24 protein-coding genes are annotated in these 22367 nt (G+C 70.8%); 12 read left to right on the top strand and 12 right to left on the bottom strand.

The genetic code is table 11. The features are described 5' to 3' along the window. Positions 1–53: 53 nt before the first annotated feature. From ACIQGV_RS00240 to miaA, 4 genes are all read right to left on the bottom strand, one after another. The gene (locus ACIQGV_RS00240) at positions 54–2228 is read right to left on the bottom strand and encodes a RelA/SpoT family protein (RefSeq protein WP_402488238.1); all 2175 of its coding nucleotides are present in this window, start codon (positions 2226–2228) and stop codon (positions 54–56) included. 431 nt (positions 2229–2659) lie between these two features. Beyond that, on the bottom strand, positions 2660–3529 hold the full coding sequence (gene dapF, locus ACIQGV_RS00235; RefSeq protein WP_402488235.1) for a diaminopimelate epimerase: 870 nt from the start codon (positions 3527–3529) through the stop codon (positions 2660–2662). 87 nt (positions 3530–3616) lie between these two features. Then, on the bottom strand, positions 3617–4120 hold the full coding sequence (locus ACIQGV_RS00230) for a hypothetical protein (protein WP_402489436.1): 504 nt from the start codon (positions 4118–4120) through the stop codon (positions 3617–3619). A gap of 108 nt (positions 4121–4228) precedes the next feature. Then, positions 4229–5167 carry a tRNA (adenosine(37)-N6)-dimethylallyltransferase MiaA gene (gene miaA, locus ACIQGV_RS00225; RefSeq protein WP_402488233.1) on the bottom strand — a complete coding sequence of 313 codons (939 nt, stop codon included), beginning with the start codon at positions 5165–5167 and terminating at the stop codon, positions 4229–4231. A 183-nt stretch (positions 5168–5350) separates the two neighbouring features. Between miaA and ACIQGV_RS00220 the strand changes: the two genes are divergently transcribed. Further along, a complete protein-coding gene (locus ACIQGV_RS00220) occupies positions 5351–5635 on the top strand; it encodes a hypothetical protein (protein WP_402488230.1) in 285 nt (94 codons plus the stop codon). Between the two features lie 25 nt (positions 5636–5660). Continuing rightward, complete coding sequence (locus tag ACIQGV_RS00215; RefSeq protein ID WP_402488227.1) at positions 5661–5930, top strand: antitoxin; 270 nt, start codon at positions 5661–5663, stop codon at positions 5928–5930. A gap of 88 nt (positions 5931–6018) precedes the next feature. Here the strand turns inward: ACIQGV_RS00215 and ACIQGV_RS00210 are convergent, their stop codons facing one another. The 3 genes from ACIQGV_RS00210 to ACIQGV_RS00200 all read right to left on the bottom strand — a co-directional run bounded on the left by ACIQGV_RS00210 (position 6019) and on the right by ACIQGV_RS00200 (position 8808). Further along, the gene (locus tag ACIQGV_RS00210) at positions 6019–6735 is read right to left on the bottom strand and encodes a class III extradiol dioxygenase subunit B-like domain-containing protein (RefSeq protein ID WP_402488224.1); all 717 of its coding nucleotides are present in this window, start codon (positions 6733–6735) and stop codon (positions 6019–6021) included. 70 nt (positions 6736–6805) lie between these two features. Next, positions 6806–8335 (bottom strand): tRNA (N6-isopentenyl adenosine(37)-C2)-methylthiotransferase MiaB, encoded by a 1530-nt coding sequence (gene miaB, locus ACIQGV_RS00205; protein ID WP_402488221.1) that lies wholly within the window; start codon positions 8333–8335, stop codon positions 6806–6808. A 65-nt stretch (positions 8336–8400) separates the two neighbouring features. After that, complete coding sequence (locus tag ACIQGV_RS00200) at positions 8401–8808, bottom strand: MazG nucleotide pyrophosphohydrolase domain-containing protein (protein WP_402488218.1); 408 nt, start codon at positions 8806–8808, stop codon at positions 8401–8403. 115 nt (positions 8809–8923) lie between these two features. On the opposite strand from ACIQGV_RS00200, the gene ACIQGV_RS00195 reads away from it, so the two are divergent. Beyond that, positions 8924–9922, top strand: coding sequence for a TAXI family TRAP transporter solute-binding subunit (locus tag ACIQGV_RS00195; RefSeq protein WP_402488216.1), 999 nt, complete (start codon positions 8924–8926; stop codon positions 9920–9922). Between the two features lie 117 nt (positions 9923–10039). Here ACIQGV_RS00195 and ACIQGV_RS00190 read toward each other — a convergent pair whose 3' ends face one another. Beyond that, positions 10040–11440, bottom strand: coding sequence for an ATP-binding protein (locus tag ACIQGV_RS00190; protein ID WP_402488214.1), 1401 nt, complete (start codon positions 11438–11440; stop codon positions 10040–10042). Positions 11441–11449: 9 nt separating this feature from the next. Then, on the bottom strand, positions 11450–12145 hold the full coding sequence (locus ACIQGV_RS00185) for a response regulator transcription factor (RefSeq protein ID WP_402488211.1): 696 nt from the start codon (positions 12143–12145) through the stop codon (positions 11450–11452). Between the two features lie 287 nt (positions 12146–12432). On the opposite strand from ACIQGV_RS00185, the gene ACIQGV_RS00180 reads away from it, so the two are divergent. The 4 genes from ACIQGV_RS00180 to ACIQGV_RS00165 all read left to right on the top strand — a co-directional run bounded on the left by ACIQGV_RS00180 (position 12433) and on the right by ACIQGV_RS00165 (position 15762). Further along, positions 12433–13209, top strand: coding sequence for an amino acid ABC transporter ATP-binding protein (locus ACIQGV_RS00180; RefSeq protein ID WP_402488208.1), 777 nt, complete (start codon positions 12433–12435; stop codon positions 13207–13209). A gap of 73 nt (positions 13210–13282) precedes the next feature. Continuing rightward, positions 13283–14125: a glutamate ABC transporter substrate-binding protein gene (locus ACIQGV_RS00175; protein ID WP_402488205.1), complete on the top strand. Its 843-nt coding sequence runs from the start codon at positions 13283–13285 to the stop codon at positions 14123–14125. 75 nt (positions 14126–14200) lie between these two features. Continuing rightward, a complete protein-coding gene (locus ACIQGV_RS00170; RefSeq protein ID WP_402488203.1) occupies positions 14201–14878 on the top strand; it encodes an amino acid ABC transporter permease in 678 nt (225 codons plus the stop codon). After that, positions 14875–15762: an amino acid ABC transporter permease gene (locus ACIQGV_RS00165; protein WP_402488200.1), complete on the top strand. Its 888-nt coding sequence runs from the start codon at positions 14875–14877 to the stop codon at positions 15760–15762. Before ACIQGV_RS00170 ends, ACIQGV_RS00165 begins: the two co-directional genes overlap by 4 nt. A 773-nt stretch (positions 15763–16535) precedes the next feature. Here ACIQGV_RS00165 and ACIQGV_RS00160 read toward each other — a convergent pair. Together ACIQGV_RS00160 and ACIQGV_RS00155 are read right to left on the bottom strand one after the other, a co-directional pair. After that, positions 16536–16718 (bottom strand): hypothetical protein, encoded by a 183-nt coding sequence (locus ACIQGV_RS00160; RefSeq protein WP_402488198.1) that lies wholly within the window; start codon positions 16716–16718, stop codon positions 16536–16538. A 211-nt stretch (positions 16719–16929) separates the two neighbouring features. Continuing rightward, a complete protein-coding gene (locus ACIQGV_RS00155; protein WP_402488195.1) occupies positions 16930–17277 on the bottom strand; it encodes a hypothetical protein in 348 nt (115 codons plus the stop codon). Between the two features lie 398 nt (positions 17278–17675). On the opposite strand from ACIQGV_RS00155, the gene ACIQGV_RS00150 reads away from it, so the two are divergent. The 5 genes from ACIQGV_RS00150 to ACIQGV_RS00130 all read left to right on the top strand — a co-directional run bounded on the left by ACIQGV_RS00150 (position 17676) and on the right by ACIQGV_RS00130 (position 21413). After that, complete coding sequence (locus ACIQGV_RS00150; RefSeq protein WP_402488192.1) at positions 17676–18305, top strand: DNA-binding response regulator; 630 nt, start codon at positions 17676–17678, stop codon at positions 18303–18305. Between the two features lie 165 nt (positions 18306–18470). Beyond that, complete coding sequence (locus tag ACIQGV_RS00145) at positions 18471–20117, top strand: FAD-dependent monooxygenase (protein WP_402488189.1); 1647 nt, start codon at positions 18471–18473, stop codon at positions 20115–20117. Between the two features lie 141 nt (positions 20118–20258). Next, positions 20259–20306 (top strand): hypothetical protein, encoded by a 48-nt coding sequence (locus ACIQGV_RS00140; protein WP_309506048.1) that lies wholly within the window; start codon positions 20259–20261, stop codon positions 20304–20306. Between the two features lie 77 nt (positions 20307–20383). Further along, the gene (locus ACIQGV_RS00135; RefSeq protein ID WP_402488186.1) at positions 20384–20929 is read left to right on the top strand and encodes a cysteine dioxygenase; all 546 of its coding nucleotides are present in this window, start codon (positions 20384–20386) and stop codon (positions 20927–20929) included. A 70-nt stretch (positions 20930–20999) separates the two neighbouring features. Then, a complete protein-coding gene (locus ACIQGV_RS00130; protein ID WP_402488183.1) occupies positions 21000–21413 on the top strand; it encodes a rhodanese-like domain-containing protein in 414 nt (137 codons plus the stop codon). Between the two features lie 132 nt (positions 21414–21545). Here ACIQGV_RS00130 and recX read toward each other — a convergent pair whose 3' ends face one another. Then, a complete protein-coding gene (gene recX / locus ACIQGV_RS00125) occupies positions 21546–22364 on the bottom strand; it encodes a recombination regulator RecX (protein ID WP_402488181.1) in 819 nt (272 codons plus the stop codon). Positions 22365–22367 lie beyond the last annotated feature (3 nt).

Here is a 22367-nt window from a genome sequence, read left to right as displayed (position 1 = left end):
ACAGGACCGGACCGAGCGGCCGCGGCGAGAGGCGTCGTGCCGCCGGTGCGGCGTCAGGCGCCGTCGGCCTGTTCGCGGCTCACGTCGTAGACGCCCGGCACACCGCGCATCGCGCGCATCAGCACGGGCAGGCGGGCGGCGTCGGGGAGCGTGACGGTGTACGTGTGCCGCACGCGCTGCTGGCTCGGCGGCTCCACCGTCGCGGAGACGATCTCGGCACCCTCGAGCGCCATCGCCTCGGTGAGATCGGCCAGGAGATGCGGGCGGACGAACGATTCGGCGAAGAGGGTCACCCGGCACTCGGTGGTGTCGCCCCAGCGCACACCGACCTCCGCGCGCCCCGCGTCCGTCATGCGCGCCACTGCCGGGCATTCGACGCGGTGCACGGTCACCACTCCCCCGCGCACGGCGAACCCGGTGACCTCGTCGGGCGGTACGGGCGTACAGCACCGGGCGAGGCGCACGGTCGCGCCGGGCCGGTCGGCGACGGCCCCCGCGCCGCCGGGCCGTTCACCGGCGGCGGGCCCGGGAATGCCGGGGCGGGCCGGGGCGGGGACGTCCGGTGCGCCGCGCAGGTCCGCCTCGGACCGTGCCGGCGGTGCGTCGGGTTCGCCGGCTGCCGGATGGGTCGCGATCCAGCGCTGGATGGCGATCCGGGCGGCGGCCGTGTGGGCGTGGTCCAGCCACTCCCGGGACGGCTCGGAGGCGGGGTCCTGGCCCATCAGCAGTTGCACGGTGTCGCCGTCGCGCAGCGTGGTGCTCAGGGTCGCCAGCCGCCCGTTGACCCGTGCGCCGATGCAGGCGTGTGCGTCCTCGCCGTACTGCGCGTAGGCCGCGTCCACGCAGGTCGCGCCCTCGGGAAGGCCGAGGGTGCCGCCGTCGGGGCGGAAGACGGTGATCTCGCGGTCCTGGGCGAGGTCCTCGCGCAGGGTGGACCAGAAGGTGTCGGGGTCGGGCGCGGCCTCCTGCCAGTCGAGGAGGCGGGAGAGCCAGCCGGGACGGGTGGGGTCGGCACGCTCGCCCTCGGCGGGGTCGTCCGAGGCGGGCGCGTACGGATTGCCGAGCGCGACGACACCGGCCTCGGCGACCTTGTGCATCTGGTGGGTACGGATGAGGACCTCGGCGACCTGCCCGTCGGAGCGGGCCACCGCGGTGTGCAGCGACTGGTAGAGGTTGAACTTCGGTACGGCGATGAAGTCCTTGAACTCCGAGACGACGGGCGTCATACAGGTGTGCAGTTCACCCAGGACGCCGTAGCAGTCCGCGTCCTCGTTCACCAGGACCAGCAGCCGCCCGAAGTCCGCGCCCCGCAGCCGGCCGCGCTTGCGGGACACGCGGTGCACGGAGACGAAGTGCCGGGGTCTGATGAGGACGTCGGCGCTGATGTCGGCCTCGCGCAGCACGGTGCGCATCTCGTCGGCGATCTCGGCGAGGGGGTCGTCCGCGCGGGAGGTGTTCTCGACGATCAGCTCACGGGTGTGCTCGTACTCCTCGGGGTGCAGGATCGCGAAGACGAGGTCCTCCAGCTCGGTCTTGAGCGCCTGGACGCCCAGGCGTTCGGCGAGCGGGATCAGCACGTCGCGGGTGACCTTGGCGATGCGTTCCTGTTTCTCGGGGCGCATGACGCCGAGCGTGCGCATGTTGTGCAGCCGGTCGGCGAGTTTGATCGACATCACGCGTACGTCGTTGCCGGTGGCGACGAGCATCTTGCGGAAGGTCTCCGGCTCGGCGGCGGCACCGTAGTCGACCTTCTCCAGCTTGGTGACGCCGTCGACGAGGAAGCGCACGTCCGCGCCGAACTGCTCGCCGACCTGGTCGAGGGTCACATCGGTGTCCTCGACGGTGTCGTGCAGCAGGGAGGCGGTCAGGGCCGTGGTCTCGGCACCGAGCTCGGCGAGGATCAGGGTCACCGCGAGGGGGTGCGTGATGTACGGCTCGCCGCTCTTGCGCATCTGGCCGCGGTGGGAGGACTCGGCGAGGACGTAGGCCCGGCGCAGCGGCTCGATGTCGGCGTCGGGGTGATGGGCGCGGTGCGCGTCGACGACATGGCTGATCGCGTCCGGCAGCCGGTCGCGGCCGGCGGGGCCGAGCAGCGCGGCACGGCCCAGACGGCGCAGGTCGATCCGGGGACGGGCCCTCTTGCGGGGCGCCGACGGTGTCGTCGGCAGCCCTGTCAGGGCGCCGGTCACCGGGCCTGGGCTCGCGGGGTTCGTGGCCTCCGCACTCATGGGCACCTCCGGCTGCGTGGACCGGTGGACGGGGCGCCCTGTGGCGGACACGGCTCAGGGAAAGGTGACCGTCCCCCGTCCGGGCCGGTGCTTGATGCTACCGAGCCCATCACGCCCGGCTGACCGCCTCTCGCCGAGCGTGAAACGGATCACCCATTCGAGCGAAGGTTTTGAGGTTTACGGTTTGCGATGTGCGTGACCTGGGGGGACCGGGGAGTCGAACCGAGGTCCGGTCACTCCCCCGCGGCCGGGCGTGTCGCACGCGGTGCGCGCGGGGGGACTCCACAGTGGCCGGGAGGTTCTTGGAAGCGCCGCTTCCGCAGCGCGGACACCTGCGGACACCTGAGGACACCTGCGGACACCTGCGGACGCCCACGGACACCTGCGGGCGCTGCCCGTCGCCCGCAGGTCCGGGCCCGGGGACGGCCCGCTCAGGCGAGTGCGTCCGCCAGCCAGTCCGCGTCGATCTCGCCCTCGGCGAGGATCACCGCGGGGCCGGTCATCTCGACCGTGCCGTCGGGGTGCTCGGTGATCACCAGGCGGCCGCCGGGGACGTCGACGGTGTAGGTCACGGGGGTGCCGGTGACGGCCGGGTCGGCGCCGTCACGGCGGGCCGTGGCGACGGCGACCGCGCACGCGCCCGTGCCGCAGGAGCGGGTCTCGCCGGAGCCGCGCTCGTGCACGCGCATCGCCACGTGCCGCGGACCGCGGTCGACGACGAACTCGACGTTGACCCCGTCCGGGTAGGCGGAGGCCGGGCTGAACGGCGGCGCCTCGTAGAGCGTCCCCGCGTCGCCGAGGTCGTCGACGAAGGCGACCGCGTGGGGGTTGCCCATGTTCACGTTCCGCGCGGGCCAGCTGCGCTCGCCGACACTCACCGTGACGTCTCCCTCGGGGAGCAGCACCTTGCCCATGCCGACGGTCACGTCGCCGTCCTTGGCGAGGTGCACGGTCTTCACACCTCCGCGCGTGGCGACCGCGATGTCTCCCTCGGTCACATGACCGGCATGCTGGAGGTAGCGCGCGAACACGCGCACTCCGTTGCCGCACATCTCCGCGACCGAGCCGTCGCCGTTGCGGTAGTCCATGAACCACTCGGCCTCGTCGGCCATCGCCTCGGCCTCGGGGTGCGCGGCGGACCGCACCACGTGGAGCAGGCCGTCGCCGCCGATGCCCGCGCGGCGGTCGCAGAGCGCGGCCACGGCGGCCGGGGGCAGGTCGACGGCGTTCTCGGGGTCCGGGACGATCACGAAGTCGTTCTCGGTTCCGTGACCCTTGAGGAAGGCGATCCGCGTGCTCATCCCTCGATCGTACGGGGTGGGCACGACACTCCGGCACGCCGTGTCACCAGGTGGCCGCGGCCTGCCCGGGGACGGCGGAGCCGGGCCTCAGCGCAGTCGCGCGACCCGCCACACGGCCAGCACCACGACCGACAGCACCACGACGGTGTACGCGAGCACGACCCGCCAGTCCGGCCGGCGCCCCGAGCCGCGCTGCGGCAGGCCGGGCCAGGTGTATCCGACGCGGCGGGCGGCCATCATGCCCCAGCCCGCGGCGCAGGAGGACAGGAGCAGCCCCAGCATGGCGATCACCGCGCCGCTGTCGCCGAAGTCGAAGGCGAGCGGGAAGGCGAACATCAGGGAGCCGAGGGCGGCCAGGCCCACGATGGGCGCGAGCTGCCAGATCCGCAGCCGGCCCCGGGGGCGCAGCTCGACCTCGACCTCGGGGCCGCCCGCGAACATCTCCTCGGGGTCGGGGCCGTCGTCGGTCATCCCGTCGGACGTCTCGTCGGGCCCGTCGGAGTTCAGCCGCTGCTCGTCCGGCTCCGTCGCCGCGCTGTCGGCGGTGACGGATTCGGTGTCGTGTGCGGTGTCGCGAGGGCCGGCCTCCATCGCCACGCGCCCTCCCAACTCGGACTCCACTTGGTCGATCGAAGCTCGATGATGGCACGGCCCCGGAGGCCCTGATGACGGCCTGAGCGTCCCGATGCCATGACGTGATCAGGCTGTGACCGGTCGTTCGACCAACGTCAGCGCGAGGTGCGGAAGTTCTGTGAGATCCGCCGCAGCCCCACTCAGCCAGTGCACGCGAGGGTCCCGCCTGAACCATGAATCCTGACGGCGCGCGAAGCGCTTGGTGGCACGGACCGTCTCGGCGCGCGCCTCCTCCATGGTGCACACGCCGGCGAACGCGGCGAGAACCTGCTGGTAGCCGAGCGCGCGCGAGGCCGTACGCCCCTCGCGCAGCCCTTGCGCCTCCAGTTCGCGCACCTCCTCCACGAGGCCGGCGTCCCACATCCGGTCGACCCGGCGGGCGATGCGCTCGTCCAGTTCGGGCCGGGCCACGTCGACGCCGATCTGGATCGTGTCGTAGACGGAGTCGTGGCCGGGGAGATTGGCGGTGAACGGCCGGCCGGTGATCTCGATCACTTCCAGGGCGCGGACGATACGGCGTCCGTTGCTGGGCAGGATCGCGCGGGCCGCCTCGGGGTCGGCCGCGGCGAGACGGGCGTGCAGGGCCCCGGAGCCGCGCAGCACGAGCTCCTCCTCCAGCCGGGCCCTGACCTCCGGGTCGGTGCCGGGGAACTCCAGGTTGTCCACGGCACCCCGGACGTAGAGGCCGGAGCCGCCGACCAGGACCGGCCAGCGTCCCTCGGCCAGCAGGGCGTCGATGCGTTCACGCGCGAGCCGCTGGTACTCCGCGACGGATGCCGTGACGGTCACGTCCCAGATGTCGAGGAGATGGTGCGGGACACCGCCGCGTTCGTCGGGCGTCAGCTTGGCCGTACCGATGTCCATCCCTCGGTACAGCTGCATGGAGTCGGCGTTGACGACCTCGCCGCCGAGCTGCCGGGCGAGGTGGACGCCCAGATCTGACTTTCCCGCCGCGGTGGGACCGACGACGGCGATGACTCGGGGGGCGGGGGCTGCGCTGCTCACCGCACCAGTCTCGCAAACCTCGCACGGTGACCCCGAACGAGTTACGTGACAGGGGCCGTGCGGGGTCGTTGCCCGATGCGAGGTTCTCGCCGCCCGTCGGCGAAAGGCGGTGACCCGGGCGACGCGAACGGACGCTCCGGGCAACGCGGGATTTCCCCCGCACGAGTAACGTATGGAGTTGAAATGGGCGTTTTTGCGCGACTTCTCCGAAGGTCGAAGACCACAGAGGGAGCGTCGGCAGCCGAGGCCCGGGCAGCCGCACCGGCGGCAGCCGGGGTCGACGCGGACGAGGCGGAGGAAGCTTCGGGGACGGCGAAAAAGCCGGCCTCGGCGGACACCGGGACGGTGACCGGGGCCCCGGTGAAGGAGTCGGGCACGGACGCCGCCGCGGACGGAGTCGGAATCCCCCGGCAGCAGTCCGCCGAGGAGGCTGCCGACAACGAGGCCGGCGAGGGCGCCCGCAAGTGACCCGCCCCGCGACGGAAGGTGGACCATGGGTCTCCTGGACAACTTGAAGGCCAAGCTCTCCCCGGCGAAGGACAAGGTCTCGGGCCTCGCGCAGCAGCACGGGGACAAGGTCCAGCACGGGCTGGACAAGGCGGCGAAGGTCGTCGACGAGAAGACCAAGGGCAAGTACAGCAACAAGATCCACACGGGCACGGGCAAGGCCAAGGAGGCCATGGACCGACTCGCGCACAAGGACGGCACCGGAGCCCCCGACCGCTCCGCCCCGCCGCCGGACTCACCGCCACCGGCTTCCTGAACCACGCCTCGACCGGCGGACGGCCGCGGAGCAGCGCCTCCCGGCCGTCCGCCGTTTCCCGGCTTCCCCGACCAGGCTTCCGCGGCTGCTACGACCAGGCCGCGACCAGGTACCCCACGCCGTAGGGCGCGTCCTCGTACAGCAGGGTGCCCTGCAGGGCGGCTCCTTCGGCCGCGCCCGCCAGGACCTGCCAGGGGGCCCGGCCGGACACCTTCAGCTCATGGGCCAGGCCGGTGTCCAGACCCTTGAGGGCCGTAAGGTCCGCCGCTCCCAGCGCCCTCGCGGCCTCCGCGTCGAACGGCTCGGCCCGCTCGTCGAGATAGCCGGGCGCCTTGACCGTACGGCAGGCGCTGGCGTCGCCCATCACCAGCAGGGCCACCCGCTCGGCCCGGGCGGCGATCTCGTTCCCGATGTGGATACACCGCTCGGCCGCGAGCGGTTCCCCGACGCCGAGTCCTTCGATCGGGGCATCCGCCCAGCCGGCCCGCTCCAGCAGCCATCCGGCGACGGCCAGCGACGGCGGAAGCACGTCCTGGCCCGCGGTGTCCGGCTCGGGCCGCCCCAGCGTGACCTCGCGGTCGACCCCGAACCCGCGGAACGACCCGGGCGTGCCCTGCCGGTACCGCGTCGGTCCGGCCTCGTCGACCGGACCGACGACGACGAGCAGGTCCGGCCGGCTCGCGGCGAGCAGCCCCAGGGAGTCCGCGCACGCGGCACGCGCGGCGTCCAGTTCGGGGGCGGCCCCCGCGGCGACCTCGGGAACCAGCAGCGGAGGACAGGGGCAGACTGCGGCGGCGGCAAGCATGATCGGCAGCGTAACCCCCCGCAGGCGCGGGGGTGTCACTCCTCGATCGGCAGGTCAGCCGGTCACCCGGTCAGTCGCAGCCGCAGCCGCTTCCCGCGGCCACCGGCAGCGGCGCGGGGACCCCGACCCGGGGCAGGCCGAGCATGACGCCCTGCTTCTTCTCCTGCTCCTCGGCGTTGCGCCTGGCCCAGGCGTCCCCCGCACGGGTGCGGCGCACGTCGAGCACCGGGCCCTCGGCCAGGAGGTGGTGCGGGGCGGCGTAGGTGACCTCGACGGTGACCACGTCGCCGGGGCGCACCTCCTGCTCCGGCTTGGTGAAGTGGACCAGGCGGTTGTCGGCGGCGCGGCCGGACAGCCGGTGGGTGGCGCCGTCCTTGCGGCCCTCGCCCTCGGCGACCATCAGCTCCAGGGTGCGGCCGACCTGCTTCTTGTTCTCCTCCCAGGAGATCTCCTCCTGAAGGGCGACGAGCCGCTCGTAGCGGGCCTGCACGACCTCCTTGGGGATCTGGTTCTCCATGGTGGCGGCGGGCGTGCCCGGGCGCTTGGAGTACTGGAAGGTGAACGCCTGCGCGAACCGCGCCTCACGGACGGCGTGCAGGGTCTGCTCGAAGTCCTCCTCGGTCTCACCGGGGAAGCCGACGATGATGTCGGTGGTGATCGCGGCGTGCGGGATCGCGGCCCGCACCTTCTCGATGATCCCCAGGTACCGCTCCTGCCGGTAGGAGCGGCGCATCGCCTTCAGGACGGTGTCCGAGCCGGACTGCATCGGCATGTGCAGCTGCGGCATCACGTTCGGCGTCTCGGCCATGGCCGCGATGACGTCGTCGGTGAAGTCGCGCGGGTGCGGCGAGGTGAAGCGCACCCGCTCCAGGCCCTCGATCGCGCCGCAGGCCCGCAGCAGCTTGCTGAATGCCTCGCGGTCGCCGATGTCGCTGCCGTACGCGTTGACGTTCTGGCCGAGCAGGGTGATCTCGGAGACGCCCTCACCGACCAGGGCCTCGATCTCGGCGAGGATGTCTCCGGTGCGGCGGTCCTTCTCCTTGCCGCGCAGCGCCGGGACGATGCAGAAGGTGCAGGTGTTGTTGCAGCCGACGGAGATGGAGACCCACGCGGCGTACGCGCTCTCGCGGCGGGTCGGCAGCGTGGAGGGGAACGCCTCCAGCGACTCGGCGATCTCGACCTGCGCCTCCTCCTGGACGCGGGCGCGCTCCAGCAGGACCGGCAGCTTGCCGATGTTGTGCGTACCGAAGACGACGTCCACCCAGGGCGCCTTCTTCACGATGGTGTCGCGGTCCTTCTGCGCCAGGCAGCCGCCGACGGCGATCTGCATGCCCGGGCGGCTCGCCTTCCTGGGCGCGAGGCGGCCGAGGTTGCCGTAGAGCCGGTTGTCGGCGTTCTCGCGCACGGCGCACGTGTTGAAGACCACGACGTCCGCGTCGCCGTCGGACCCCTCCGGGGCGCGTACGTACCCCGCGTCCTCCAGCAGCCCGGACAACCGCTCGGAGTCGTGGACGTTCATCTGGCACCCGTAGGTGCGCACTTCGTACGTCTTGGTTCCTTGGACGTCCACTGCCGGGCTCCGGTCGCTGCTGCTGGTCATGGCTCAAGGGTAGGCGCTCGCGCGGGGGTGCCCGTCCCGCCCGGTCCCCCGCCCCCGGAGACGGGTCAGGCCGGGTCGGCCGGGGTCCAGCCCTGGCGGCGCAGGACGGCCGAGACGTCCGGGGCCTCGTAGTGCTCGCCCTTGAGGACCTTGCCGTCGGCACGGCGGGCGACCTGGCCGTCGGGGCCCAGCTTGGTCATGTTGGAGCGGTGGATCTCCGCGATCACCTCGTCGAGGTCGACGCCGTGCACGAGCGCCGTGCCGTAGGCGACGTACACCACGTCCGCGAGTTCGTGCGCGAGCCGGTCCAGGGGCCCGGACACCGACACCTCGGCGACCTCCGCCGCCTCCTCCGCGAGCAGTTCGCCGCGGTGCTCCGCGAGGTCCGGCGCGACCTCGGCGGGCGTACTGCGGGCGTCCAGGCCGAAAGCCTCGTGGAACTCGCGGACGAGAGCGGCGGGGGAAGAACTCATGCGCCGACTCTAACGGCCGCCACCGACACTCCCGGGGCCCGCTCCCGCCCCTCGTGCTCCTGCTCCGTGCTCCGCCCCTGGCCAGCACGGTGTCCCGGCTGGCAGGATCTCGCCCATGTCCACGTTCCTCTCCCGTATCGGCGGGCGCCGGGCCCTGCAGGGCGCGTGTGCCGCGTTCGTGGTGCTCGGGCTGCTGCTGTGGTGGCTGCTGCCGCTGGGCGAGGAGCCGCCGAGCGGGAGGATCACGGTCAGCACGGGCTCGCCGCACGGGGTGTACCAGAAGTACGGCAGCCTGCTGCGGAAGGCCCTCCACAAGGACATGCCGGACCTGGAGGTCGAGCTCCAGCTGAGCGAGGGCTCGCAGAAGAACGTGGCGCGGGTCGCGACCGGCACCGCCGACTTCACGATCGCCGCGGCCGACGCGGTGGAGACGTACCGCGAGGACGCCGGTCCGGGCGCCGCGCAGCTCCGCGGGGTCGCGCGTCTGTACGACGACTACGTGCACCTCGTCGTGCCGGCGGACTCGGACGTGGAGTCGGTCGAGGACCTCAGGGGCAAGCGGGTCGCCATAGGGCTGCCCGACTCCGGGGTGCGGCTGATCGCGACCCAGGTCCTGGAGACGGCCGGCATCGACCCCCGGTCGGACATCACCCCGCTCCCCGACGGCATCACCACCGGTCCGGCGGGCCTCAAGAGCGGCAGGATCGACGCCTTCTTCTGGTCCGGCGGGCTGCCCACGGACGGTCTGACGGAGCTGGCCGACGACTTCGCCCTCCGGTTCGTGCCGCTGAACGCCGACTTCGTGGCCAGGCTGCAGAGCCGGGGCGGCGCGAGCCGCTACTACCGGCCCACCACCATGCCGGAGTCCGCCTATCCGGCCGTCCAGCACGGCACGCCCGTCCCCACGATGGCCGTGTCCAACCTGCTCGTCACGCGCGCGGACACGGACCCGGAGCTGACCGAGTGGCTGACCCGCACCGTGATCAGGAGCCGCGACAAGATCGGCGCGGACGTGCACTCCGCGCAGCTCGTGGACCTGCGCACGGCGATCTACACCGACCCCGTGCAGCTGCATGACGGCGCCCGGCGCTACTACCGCTCGGTGAAGCCCTGACGCCGTGAAGCGCCGGTCGTGAAGCTCCGGCGGTGTGAGGCCGTGAAGCTCCGACGCCGTGACGCTGCGGAGCGGTGAGGCCCCGGCGAGCCGCGGCGCGTCCGCGTGCCTCGCGGCTCAGCGCGCAGGTGCCGAGCGGGGCACCGCCACCGTCACCCGCAGTCCGTGCGGTTCATGATGGTCGCAGGTGATGGAGCCGCCGCCCGCCGCCAGCAGGGCCCGGGAGATGGACAGGCCCAGTCCCGAACCCTTGATGTTCTGGTGCCGCCCGCTGCGCCAGAAACGATCGCCGACGCGGACGAGCTCCTCGTCGCTCAGCCCGGGCCCTCGGTCGGCGACGACGATGGTGGAGATGTCGCCGTTCGAGGCGACCGAGACGCGTACGCACTCGTCCGGCGGCGTGAACTTCACGGCGTTGTCGATCACCGCGTCCAGGGCGCTGGACAGCGCGATCGGGTCGGCCCAGGCCGTGACGGGCGGGCAGTCGTCCACCAGCCGTACACCCTTCGCCTCGGCCGTCGGCGACCATGCCGCGACGCGCTCGGCGGTGAGCGCGCCGATGTCGGTCAGGATCAGATCGGCCTGGGCGTGCTCGGCCAGGGCGAGGTCGAGCAGGTCGTCCAGGACCTGGGCCAGACGCCGGCCCTCCGCCTGGACCGAGGCGATCTCCTCGTTGCCCTCGGGCAGTTCGAGAGCGAGCAGTTCGATGCGCAGCAGCAGCGCGGCGAGGGGGTTGCGCAACTGGTGCGAGGCGTCCGCGACGAAGGCGCGCTGCTGCTCCAGCACGTCCTCGACGTTGTCCGCCATCTCGTTGAACGACCGGGCCAGCCGTCTGAGTTCCGGCGGCCCGCCGGCCGCGGCGACCCTGGACTTCAGCCGGCCGCTCGCGATGGCGTGCGTGGTGGCGTCCAGGATCCGTACGGGCCGCAGCACCCAGCCCGTCAGCCGCAGGGCCGCGCCGACGGCGAGCAGCATCGCGGCGAACTCGCCCGCGGCGACGGTCAGCCAGCCGTGCAGGATCCGCGACCGCATCCCGCCGGTGGGCGAGTCGGTCACGACGACGGCGACGACGTCACCGTCGCGGATGACCGGCGAGGCGACGACCAGGCTGCGCTGCTGCCAGGGCCAGATCTGCTTGGGGTCCTGGCTGCGCCGGCTGAGCAGCGCCTCTGCGAACGCCCTGCGCACCTCCCCCTCGTCGGGGAGCAGCCAGTCGCCGGGTGCCTGGGACATGGAGGTGCCGTTGCGGTAGAAGACACCGGCACGAATGCCGTAGACCTCGTAGTAGCTCGCCAGTTCGCGGCTCAGCGTCCGCTCGTCCGGGGAGACCGTGCCGGGGCCGGTCGTGGCCGGAATGACGTACTGCGCGAGGGCGGCGAACCGCGCGGTGTCGTCGATCCGGTCGACGATGACCTTCTGCTGCTGCGCCGCGGCGACACTGACGGCGAGCGGCAGTCCGAGCGCCAGCAGCACGGCCGCCATCAGGACGATGAGCAGGGGCAGGAGCCGGGTACGCACCCCGGCCCGCTAGACGGCGGGGGCGACGAGCCGGTAGCCGACGCCCCGTACGGTCTCGATCAGCGCGGGCATGCGCAGCTTGGAGCGCAGGGACGCCACATGCACCTCCAGAGTGCGCCCGGTCCCCTCCCAGCTCGTGCGCCACACCTCGCTGATGATCTGCTCCCGGCGGAAGACCACGCCGGGCCGCTGGGCCAGCAGGGCGAGCAGGTCGAACTCCTTGCGCGTGAGCTGGACGACCGCGCCGTCCACGCTGACCCGGCGGGTGGGCAGCTCGATGTGCACGGGCCCCAGGCGCAGCACCGCCTCACCGGCCTCAGCGGCACCACCGGCGTCCTCCGGCACCGTGCGCCGGCTGACCGCGTGGATGCGCGCGAGCAGTTCTCCGGTGTCGTACGGCTTGACGACGTAGTCGTCGGCGCCCAGGTTGAGGCCATGGATGCGGGAGCGGACGTCGGAACGCGCGGTGACCATGATGACCGGGGTGCTGGTGCGTTTGCGGATCTTCCCGCAGACCTGGTAGCCGTCCTGGTCGGGCAGACCCAGGTCCAGCAGGACGACCCCGAAGCCGGGGCCCCCGGGGACCAGCGCCTGCAGTGCCTCCTCGCCGCTGCGGGCGTGCGTGACGTCGAAACCGTGCCGCGCCAGCACCGCGGACAGGGCGGCGGCGACATGGTTGTCGTCCTCGACGAGGAGAAGTCTCATCCTGGCCTCCTTCGGTTCATCGCGCGTACGGACCCGTCGTCTGAAGACGCGTGCACGCGCGTGCGTGCACCCAGGCAGTCACGCCGATGGATGAGGACGGCGTCAAGAGGGTTCCGGTTGCGCGCGGCTACCGTTACCCGGCCGATACGCGCCCAGGTCGCAAGTGCTACGACACGTGTCCGATTGCTATCGGATCGTGATGCTCAGATTCCCCTCAGATGTAATGACGCTGGTCGCGTAGGGTTACTACTGTCCTCCGAAACCGAGGAGGACGGAGCCAGAGAGCGATGACCGAAGTATCGGTGGCCAAGGAAGACGTGGCCGCGAACGGCGAACTGGTCGTCCTGAAGAACGTCAACAAGCACTTCGGCGCGTTGCACGTGCTCCAGGACATCGATCTGACGATCGCGCGCGGCGAGGTCGTCGTGGTCATCGGACCCTCCGGGTCCGGCAAGTCCACCCTGTGCCGCACCATCAACCGGCTGGAGTCGACCGACTCCGGCACGATCACGATCGACGGCAAGCCGCTGCCCGCCGAGGGCAAGGCACTCGCCCGGCTCCGGGCGGACGTCGGCATGGTGTTCCAGTCCTTCAACCTTTTCGCGCACAAGACGGTGCTCGAGAACGTCATGCTCGGCCAGATCAAGGTCCGCAAGGCGGACAAGAAGAAGGCCGAGGAGAAGGCCCGCGCTCTGCTGGACCGGGTCGGCGTGGCCAGCCAGGCGGAGAAGTACCCCGCCCAGCTCTCCGGCGGCCAGCAGCAGCGTGTCGCCATTGCCCGTGCGCTGGCCATGGACCCCAAGGTCATGCTCTTCGACGAGCCGACGTCGGCTCTCGACCCGGAGATGATCAACGAGGTCCTCGAGGTCATGCAGCAGCTGGCCCGTGAGGGCATGACGATGATCGTCGTCACCCATGAGATGGGATTCGCACGATCGGCGGCAAACCGCGTGGTGTTCATGGCGGACGGCCGCATCGTCGAAGAGGCTGCGCCCGACCAGTTCTTCAGCAATCCGCGCAGCGACCGCGCCAAGGACTTCCTGTCGAAGATCCTGCACCACTGACGTTTCGTCGCTCCCGCGATGTAAAGCGTCACCAGCAACACGGCATCTCCTCATCACACGAAGGATGTTCACCATGAAGCTCCGCAAGGTCTCCGCCGCGGCCGCGGCTGCGCTCGTCCTGTCCCTGACCGCGACGGCCTGTGGGGGCGACGACGACAAGGACAGCGGTTCGGGCTCGGGCGACGGTGGCACGATCAAGGTCGGCATCAAGTACGACCAGCCCGGTCTCGGCCTGAAGGAGCCCGGCGACAAGTTCTCCGGCTTCGACGTGGACGTGGCCACGTACGTGGCCAAGGAGCTCGGCTACGAGCCCGACCAGATCGAGTTCGTCGAGACCAAGAGCGCGGACCGTGAGAACGCGCTGGCCCGTGGCGACGTCAAGTTCATCACCGCGACCTACTCGATCACCGACGAGCGCAAGGAGAAGGTCGACTTCGCCGGCCCGTACCTGCTGGCCCACCAGGACCTGCTGATCAAGGCGGACTCCGACATCAGCAAGGGCACCGACCTCAACGGCAAGAAGCTGTGCTCGGTGGTCGGCTCCACCTCGGCGCAGAACGTCCAGAAGGAGATCGCGCCGAAGGCCCAGCTCCAGGAGTACAGCTCCTACTCCGAGTGCATCGCGAACCTCCAGAGCGGTGCCGTCGACGCGGTGACCACCGACGACTCGATCCTGGCCGGCTTCGCCGCGCAGGACCAGTACAAGGGCCAGTTCAAGCTCGCCGGCCTGAAGCTGAGCAACGAGAACTACGGCGTCGGTGTGAAGAAGGGTGACACCGCCACCGTCGACAAGATCAACGCCGCCCTCGAGAAGATGGTCAAGGACGGCGCCTGGGATCAGGCCGTGAAGGACAACTTCGGTCCGGCCGGCTACCAGAACGAGAAGGCCCCGAAGATCGGCGTCATCGTGAGCTGAGGCTCCAGCCTGGAGGTGCGCCGCCTCTAGGGGCGGCGCACCCGCACACCCCCACCCCCGGAGGAGCGGGAAACTGTGTTTGATTTTCTATCCGACTACGACGACCCGAGCCTGTTGGGCGCGTTCTGGGTCACGGTGCAGCTCACCGTCTTCTCCGGCATCGGTTCACTGATCTGGGGCACCCTGCTGGCCGCGATGCGGGTCAGCCCGGTCCCGCTCATGCGCGGCTTCGGCACCGCGTACGTGAACATCGTCCGGAACATCCCCCTCACGGTCATCATCGTCTTCACATCGCTCGGTCTCGCCGGAGTCTTCCGGGTGAGCATGGGAGCGCCGGACAACTTCGAGACCCGTGACTTCCGTCTGGCGGTCCTCGGCCTCATCGCCTACACCGCGGCATTCGTCTGCGAGGCACTGCGCTCCGGCATCAACACCGTGCCTGTCGGTCAGGCCGAGGCGGCCCGCGCGATCGGGCTGAGCTTCAGCCAGGTGTTGCGCCTGATCGTCCTGCCGCAGGCATTCCGGGCGGTCATCGGCCCGCTCGCCAACGTGCTGATCGCGCTGACCAAGAACACGACGGTGGCGGCGACGATCGGCGTGGCCGAGGCGGCTTACCTGATGAAGCAAATGATCGAGAACGAGGCACAGACACTGCTGATCGGCGCCGTCTTCGCCTTCGGGTTCGTGGTTCTGACCCTGCCTACCGGCCTGTTCCTCGGCTGGCTCAGCAAGCGACTGGCGGTGAAGCGATGAGTTCCGTCCTCTATGACGCCCCGGGCCCGAAGGCCAAACGGCGCAACCTTCTGCTGTCCGTCGTCTTCTTTGCCGTGCTCGCCCTTGCCCTGTGGTGGGTGTGGCAGGTCATGGACGACAAGGGTCAGCTGGAGTGGGCGCTCTGGGAGCCGTTCACGACGTCCGAGGCGTGGACGACGTATCTGCTGCCCGGACTCGCCGACACGCTCAAGGCCGCCGCGCTCGCGATGGTCATCGCCCTCCCGCTGGGCGCGTTCTTCGGCATCGCCCGCATGTCCGACCACCGCTGGGTCCGTATCCCGGCCGGCGCCGTGGTCGAGTTCTTCCGGGCCATCCCGGTGCTGCTGCTGATGCTGTTCGCCAACGAGTTCTACGCCCGCTCCACCGACGTCTCCAGCGCGGACCGGCCGCTGTACGCGGTCGTGACGGGTCTGGTCCTCTACAACGCCTCGGTGCTCGCCGAGGTCGTGCGGGCGGGCATTCTCGCCCTGCCCAAGGGCCAGACGGAGGCCGCCCACGCGATCGGCCTGCGCAAGGGGCAGACGATGACCAGCATCCTGCTGCCGCAGGCGGTCACGGCCATGCTGCCGGCCATCGTCAGTCAGCTCGTGGTCATCGTGAAGGACACCGCACTTGGCGGTGTGATGATCGGCTTCACCGAGCTGCTCAACTCCCGCGGCACCCTGGCTGCGTTCTACGCCAACGTCATCCCGAGCTTTATCGTCGTCGCGGCCATCTACATCATCCTCAACTTCATTCTGACCAGCTTCGCAAGCTGGCTGGAGGGCAGGCTGCGGCGCAGCAAGAGGAGCTCCGGCGCGGTGCTCTCGGCCGAGGACGAGGAAGTGAACCCAGCCGGAACGGGCGCAGGCAGTTCCATCTGATCCACGGTCAATGCCGAGTGAACCGGAGGCAGCGGCGAACCACGCCGCTGCCTCCGTCGGCGTATCTGGACCACCACCGTGAAATCCTTCCGCTCACCGGGTCAGGATCCGCCGAGCGGTTCGATCGATGTACCCGCTGCCGCCGTAGCGGCTCCCACCTGGGATCCGGTGCCTCGTCGGCAAAATGGCAGCGCACGAAATTCCTGGCTCCCGCTCTGGATTCCGGACCTGGCCCGACTGCGACGCGAGTGAATCTTCCCCGTGGCCGTGCGGGTTCGGCATGACCACGGGACGGTGTCCGCGACCCCAGCACTGCCCGAGGATCTGGGCCGCGGCGCGGATCGACCGGATTCCCGCATGGCCCAGGAGTGGACCCTCGGTCCCCTTGCCGACTCACCGCTTCCACGATGCCTTCCCGCCTCGACGAGCATCAGAGCACTACAAGATGTGACTCTCTGTGATCCCTAGACGCAACGGACTCACAAACGCAGGGTCCCCCGTCGGTCGACCGACGGGGGACCCGCGAAGAATCGAGGAGGCCGAGGACCTGTGACTTTCCGGACGCTGCGCTGTTCGGCGCCCGAGAGAAGTGAGCATCCTGGACGAGGTGAAGAATGCCCCGCAGGCGCGGCCCGCGCTGTTCCGCCTCGACTCTTCCGAGCTACAGCGGCGACCTCTGACGGGATGCCGGCAGCGGGACAGTCCGGTCCGTCTGCACTCCTCGCGAAAGAACGGAATACCGAAGGGGGCGGCCCTTCGTCAGGCAGTCGTCCTCACGTGCTCTTGGTGATGATCCCGGCCGACTTGAACTTCGTCTGCGCCGGACAGAAGACCTGCGACCATCCGTTGGTGCGCCAGCGGGGAGCGTCGACGACGACAATGCCGCCCCCGTCCCACCGTTCGCAGTTCGCGCTGGCCTTGTAGTGGCCGCCGTTGCTGTTCTCGCATTTAGCCATCGCGCCATTTGCGTGGTTTTCCCTGTAGGTACAGCCTGTCGGCCAGCCCCTCGCCTCCGCGGCCGCCGCCGAGACCGACCCCTGGAAGCCGAGGGTGACGGCTGCCAGCACGCCTCCCGTGGCGATGATCGACCATTTCCTCATCGACATGAACCCTTTCACTGTTCAATCAATTTTTGACGTGCTGTGCGGGGAGGGCGGTGCCTCGTGTTCAGGACGTCTTGGTTTCGATGCCGGCGGACACAGCCTTGGTCGATCCCTGGCAATATGCCTTGGAAAAGGACCCGTTGTTCCGCCAGTCGCCCTCGAAGACCTTGATGGCGCCGGTGTCCGTGTCCCTGCAGTTCGCGACGGCGCGGTAGTGGCCACCATTCGCACGGTCGCACTCCGCCACAGTCAGCCGCGGATTGATGAGCTCGTACGAGCATCCTGTCGGGCGCCCTCGCTCGGCTGCCGACGCCGTGGCGGGCGCCGCGACATTGAGCGAGAAGGAGCCGGCCAGCAGTACTCCAAAAGCCGAGGCGATGACAGTCCGTCGAGCCCGGAAATCCTTCAGCAAAATTTTCTCCCAACCTTCTGTGCGGCAGTTCCCCTCGAGGGAGCATCCGGCGCTCTTCGTGGTCGCAGGAGCACCGGCACCTCAAGCTCGCCGCACCTCATTCGAAGCTTTGCCGAACCGCTCACCATCCAATCCGATGGACCCGGCTCATCGATATCCCCTTTTCGGGGGGCACGACCTCGCATTCAGACCCCGAATCGGTCATTCCCGGCAAACAGACAGGCTGTTGCCTGCGGAGCCGCCGCGGCACCTCAGGAGAACCTCAAATCGTGTGACATTGACAATGCGAGCCTTGACGTGGCGTCAACTCCAGGGAAAGGATTGCCGGAAAAGGCGGCCCTGACCAGGCGGCCCGGCAAATAAATGCCACACATTCAGTACATTCCGGGGGTTATGGAATGCGAATCGGAATCACCGGCGAAGAAGGCTGCTTGAGTGGACCTCTCCGCGATGCGCTGGACACCCGGCCATTTCTGACCGTCGCAACCGAAAGAGCAGAAGCGGACATCATAGTCAGCGCTCAGACGAACGGACACAGCTCGGCCGAAGCTCTGCACCTGACCGCGCAGGCGCATCCCGAACTTCCTGTCCTCGTCATCGCCGAACGAATCACGCCGATCGACATTCGCCGCATACTGACCATGGGGGCATCCGGGATTCTTCTTCAAGAAACCGCGGCCCAGCATGTTTCGTGGGCCATTCCCGCAGTCTTAAACGACTGCAGAGTTCTCTCGCCCGAGATCAGCGAATCACTGATCAGTGAATGTCTTGGGTCCTGGCCGGCAGCGCCGCAAGAACAGTCCGCACGAGAAAGGATTCACCGTCTGAGCCGGAGAGAACGGGAAGTTCTGCACCTCCTTGGCCAGGGAATGTCCAACCGAGAAATCGCACGCTGTCTCTTCATCAGCCCAGAGACGGTGAAGGACCATGTCCGGTCCCTACGCACGAAACTGGGAGCACCCACACGCGTTCACGCCGCTCGCGTGGCATGGCTCGCCCGCGGCGCGGCAAACGGGAACGCGGCATAGCCGGGGGTCGGACTGCTCGGAGGCAGCAGCCCGACCGCCACGCCTTCGTCACTTGACGCAAGCACCGGCAATGGGTTGCATACGTTCTGTGATCGTGCACCCTGCTCAAACCTCCTGTTCACACCTGTCCCCTGAGACACCGCCACGAGCAGGGAGCGCCGCGCCGTGGACCCGGTGATCATCGTCGGAGCGGGGCCCGTCGGGCTCACGCTCGCCCTGGCGCTCGCCCGCCAGGAGGTGCCGTGCGTCGTCCTGGACGAGGGCCCCGGCAAGGACGAACCGCGCCTGGCCCGTACGGTCGTGCTGCACGAGGACACCGCGGCGCTCGTGGAGCGGCTGACCGGGCTGCCGGTCGCCGAGACCGGTGTCCGCTGGTCCGGCTGGCGGTCGATGCGGCGCAGGCAGATCATGCGCGAGGTCGACTTCGACGCGCCCGGCCCCGAGGCCGGGGCCGCGCCGGGGCCCGCGCCGCTGCACATCGCCCAGCACGTCCTGACCGGCGCGCTGCGTGCCGCCCTGGCCGACGAACCGCTGGTGAAGATCGCCGTGGACAGCAGGCTCGACGGCCTGGAGCAGGAGCCGTCCGGCGTCACCGCGCACACCCGCGGGCCCCGGGGCACCTGGTGGCGCGGGAGCCACCTGGTCGGCTGCGACGGCCCCCGCTCCACCGTGCGCAAGCTCCAGGACATCCGCTTCCCCGGCCGTACGGCGGTGGAGCGGCACGCCGTCGCCGCGCTGCGCACGGAACTTCCCTGGTCCGGTCGGGCGTTGCTCCACCGGACACCGCCGTGGCGGATGTCGGGCCCCTCGGCCGGGGAGGTGACCGCACGTCCGCTGCCGGAGGGCGTCTGGCGGCTCGACTGGCTGCTGCCCCCGGGCAAGGACCTGGTGACACCCGAGCTGCTGGTGGCCCGTGTCCGGGAAACGCTGACGGGCTGGGGCGACGGCGCCACTCCGTCGTACGAACTGCTGGACACCGGTGTGCACACCGTGCACCACCGGCTGGCCCGCCGCTGGCGGGCGGGCCGTGTCTTCCTCGCCGGGGACGCGGCGCATCTGCTCGGCGCGCTCGGCACCCAGGGCCTCGACGAGGGGCTGCGGGACGCCGACAACCTCGCCTGGAAGCTGGCCCTCGCCTGGCATCACGGGCCGCACGAGGCGCTGCTCGACAGCTACCAGGCCGAGCGGCGCGCGGTCGTCGCCGCCCGGCTGCGCGCCGCCGACCAGGTGCTGCCGCTGCTGCGCGGCGGCAAGGGGCTGCGCACGTACGTGCCCGGCACCGCCCGCGGTCACGACGCGCTGCTCACCGACGGCCACCTGGGGCAGGGTCCGCTCGGTGCGCCGGGCGGCTACACCGACTCGCCGCTGGCGCCCCGGCACATCGAGGCGGAGGTCCCGGTGGACACTCCCCCGGGCTCCCCGGTCGCCGATGTCCTGGTCACGGCCGAGGACGGCACGTTCGTGCGGCTGAGGGACCGGCTCGGCCGCGGTGTCCTGCTGGTCGTGCTGATCGCTCCGGGCACCGGGGTGTGGGAGCGCAGGCACTGGATGTCGGCCGGTCTGATGCCCCGGCTGGCCGCGGCGGTGACGGCGCTGCCGCACCCGGCGGAGCTGCTGGTCGCCGAGAGCTACCCGGGCGCGGGGGCCCACACCGTCCTGCTGGTACGGCCCGACGGCCATCTCGTGACCGCTCTGGGCGGCGTCCGCCCGGCGGACCTGTACGCGGCCGCGGAGGCGACGCTCGGGGGGCCGCGGGAGGCCGAGGAGACGGCGTCGGCCCCCGCGTCGGCATCGGCCGCGTCGGGCAGCTGAGGGCCCGGGCCGGCCTCATGAGGGCGCGTCCTCACCGTCACCCTGCGTCCGCATGGTGACGGTGAGTTGACCGCTCCGGACCCGCGTGGTCTACTCCGGATCGTGACCGACACCGATGTGCGCCTGTGGCGGAGGGTCCATATGGACCTCGTCCGTTACGCGGGCTGCGTGTGTCGTCCGTCCTGCTGAACTCGCATCCCCTCTTCCGCGCACGCCGCCTTCGCGGCGCCGCGCGCTCACGCGACTTCTCACCAGGACGGTCTCCGTTGTCTGTCTCCCCCGCCCCCTCCCCCTCCCTCTCCGTTTCCGCGCCTGCCCGTGTCCCCACCCAGGCGGACCTGCTCGACTTCGTACGGCGTACCGCCGCCGACGCCGAGCTGATCGCCTCGCTGCCGCTCGACCCGGAGGGCCGCACCTGGATCCGTCTGGAGGGGCCCGGCGGCAGTGAAGCATGGCTGATCGGCTGGCCGCCCGGTACGGGCACCGGCTGGCACGACCACGCCGACTCGGTCGGTGCCTTTCTCACCGCCCGCGGGGAACTGAGGGAGAACTCGCTCGCGGCCCGGCTGCCCACCGACGGATGGCAGACCCTGGAACTGACCGAGGGCGTGGACCGCGAGCGCCTCCTGCCCGCCGGTGAGGGCCGCGCGTTCGGCCGGCACCACGTCCACGAGGTGCTCAACGAGTCCACCGGGCACCACGCGATCTCCGTCCACGCCTACTATCCGCCGCTGCCCCGCATCCGCCGCTACAGCCGCACCGGCCCGGTGCTGCGCCTGGAGCAGGTCGAGCGGCCGGAGGACTGGCAGTGAGCGGCGGCGGGGGCGGGGAAGAACGCCGGGGAGAGAACCGGACCACGAGTACGGCCGGGGAGGCCACGCGATGACTGCCGAGAGCCGACAGCCGGTCGGTGTGGACGAGTTGCTGGAGCGGGTGCGCGCGGGCTACGAGCGGATCGAGCCCCTCGACGCCCATGCCGCTGTCCGCGCGGGTGAGGCGCTGCTGGTGGACATCCGTTACGCCGCCCTGCGCGAACGCGACGGTCTGATCCCCGGGGCTCTCGTCGTCGAGCGCAACGAACTGGAGTGGCGGCTGGACCCGCACGGAAGCCACCGGCTGCCCGAGGCCACCGGGCACGATCTGCGTGTGGTGGTCGTCTGCAACGAGGGCTACGCCTCCAGTCTGGCCGCCGAGTCCCTGCACCGGCTGGGCCTGCGGCGGGCCACCGACCTGGTGGGCGGCTTCCAGGCGTGGAAGGAGGCCGGGCTCCCGGTCACGCCTCCGGCCGGCGCATGACCGGAAGTCTGTTCCGTGGGCGACCGGCCGGTCCGCCCCGCGTGTGGCCGGCCACGCGCCGGTGTCCCTGAACACGAGGGGCGCCCCCGCGCATCCACCGTGCTCAGGGCGCCTCCGCATGTTCCGGGATGCTCAGAACCCCTCGTCCCCGAGGAGGTCGGTCTCCTCGCCCTCCTCCTCCAGCGCCTGCCGGACCACCCGCAGGGCCATGCCCTCGGAGTAGCCCTTGCGCGCGAGCATGCCCGCGAGTCGGCGGAGCCGCTTGTCGCGGTCCAGTCCGCGGGTGGCGCGCAGCTTGCGGGTGACGAGCTCCCGCGCGGTGGCCTCCTCCTGCTCGGAGTCGAGCTGGGAGACGGCCGTGTCGATCAGTGCGGGGTCGACGCCCTTGGTACGCAGTTCCTGGGCGAGCGCCCGGCGGGCCAGACCGCGCCCGTGGTGCCGGGACTCCACCCAGGCGTCGGCGAAGGCCCCGTCGTCGATCAGCCCGGCCTCCTCGAACCGGGAGAGCACCGCATCGGCGACGTCCTCCGGGATCTCCCGCTTGCGCAGGGCGTCCGCGAGCTGCTTCCGGGTGCGTGGGGTCCCGGTGAGCAGGCGCAGGCAGATCGCCCGTGCCCGCTCCACCGGGTCCCCCGGCGGCTCCCCCTTCTCGGCCCTCGACGAGGCAGGGGTGCCTCCGTCCTCACCGGACGAGTCCGGTCCGGTGCGCCGACGGCGCCCACGCCCCGTGCGTGAGCCGCCCTCGCCGTGTCGCCCGCGCCCGCCGCGGCCGGGTTCGCCGTCCTCGGGGCGCGGGGTGCCGTCCTGCCGGGCGTCACCGTGGTGTCCGAAGGACGAGGTGCCGTCCGGCCAGGCGTCGCCGTCCCCGGCGAAGCCCGTGTCGCCCTGCCGCCCCGGCTCCCGAGGAGGGCCGGGGTGGGCGTACTCGGCCCAGTCGGTTCGCCGTGTCACGCC

This window comes from Streptomyces sp. NPDC093094, assembly GCF_044754345.1.
Taxonomy (GTDB): domain Bacteria; phylum Actinomycetota; class Actinomycetes; order Streptomycetales; family Streptomycetaceae; genus Streptomyces.
This window is presented reverse-complemented; position numbering and strand designations above follow the sequence as displayed.

Excerpts from the sequence above, each read along its gene's own strand:
- ACIQGV_RS00240 (WP_402488238.1), bottom strand. The coding sequence starts at position 2,228 with ATGAGTGCGGAGGCCACGAACCCCGCGAGCCCAGGCCCGGTGACCGGC.
- dapF (WP_402488235.1), bottom strand. The coding sequence starts at position 3,529 with ATGAGCACGCGGATCGCCTTCCTCAAGGGTCACGGAACCGAGAACGAC.
- ACIQGV_RS00230 (WP_402489436.1), bottom strand. The coding sequence starts at position 4,120 with ATGGAGGCCGGCCCTCGCGACACCGCACACGACACCGAATCCGTCACC.
- ACIQGV_RS00220 (WP_402488230.1), top strand. The coding sequence starts at position 5,351 with ATGGGCGTTTTTGCGCGACTTCTCCGAAGGTCGAAGACCACAGAGGGA.
- ACIQGV_RS00215 (WP_402488227.1), top strand. The coding sequence starts at position 5,661 with ATGGGTCTCCTGGACAACTTGAAGGCCAAGCTCTCCCCGGCGAAGGAC.
- ACIQGV_RS00210 (WP_402488224.1), bottom strand. The coding sequence starts at position 6,735 with ATGCTTGCCGCCGCCGCAGTCTGCCCCTGTCCTCCGCTGCTGGTTCCC.
- miaB (WP_402488221.1), bottom strand. The coding sequence starts at position 8,335 with ATGACCAGCAGCAGCGACCGGAGCCCGGCAGTGGACGTCCAAGGAACC.
- ACIQGV_RS00200 (WP_402488218.1), bottom strand. The coding sequence starts at position 8,808 with ATGAGTTCTTCCCCCGCCGCTCTCGTCCGCGAGTTCCACGAGGCTTTC.
- ACIQGV_RS00195 (WP_402488216.1), top strand. The coding sequence starts at position 8,924 with ATGTCCACGTTCCTCTCCCGTATCGGCGGGCGCCGGGCCCTGCAGGGC.
- ACIQGV_RS00185 (WP_402488211.1), bottom strand. The coding sequence starts at position 12,145 with ATGAGACTTCTCCTCGTCGAGGACGACAACCATGTCGCCGCCGCCCTG.
- ACIQGV_RS00180 (WP_402488208.1), top strand. The coding sequence starts at position 12,433 with ATGACCGAAGTATCGGTGGCCAAGGAAGACGTGGCCGCGAACGGCGAA.
- ACIQGV_RS00175 (WP_402488205.1), top strand. The coding sequence starts at position 13,283 with ATGAAGCTCCGCAAGGTCTCCGCCGCGGCCGCGGCTGCGCTCGTCCTG.
- ACIQGV_RS00165 (WP_402488200.1), top strand. The coding sequence starts at position 14,875 with ATGAGTTCCGTCCTCTATGACGCCCCGGGCCCGAAGGCCAAACGGCGC.
- ACIQGV_RS00160 (WP_402488198.1), bottom strand. The coding sequence starts at position 16,718 with ATGGCTAAATGCGAGAACAGCAACGGCGGCCACTACAAGGCCAGCGCG.
- ACIQGV_RS00150 (WP_402488192.1), top strand. The coding sequence starts at position 17,676 with ATGCGAATCGGAATCACCGGCGAAGAAGGCTGCTTGAGTGGACCTCTC.
- ACIQGV_RS00130 (WP_402488183.1), top strand. The coding sequence starts at position 21,000 with ATGACTGCCGAGAGCCGACAGCCGGTCGGTGTGGACGAGTTGCTGGAG.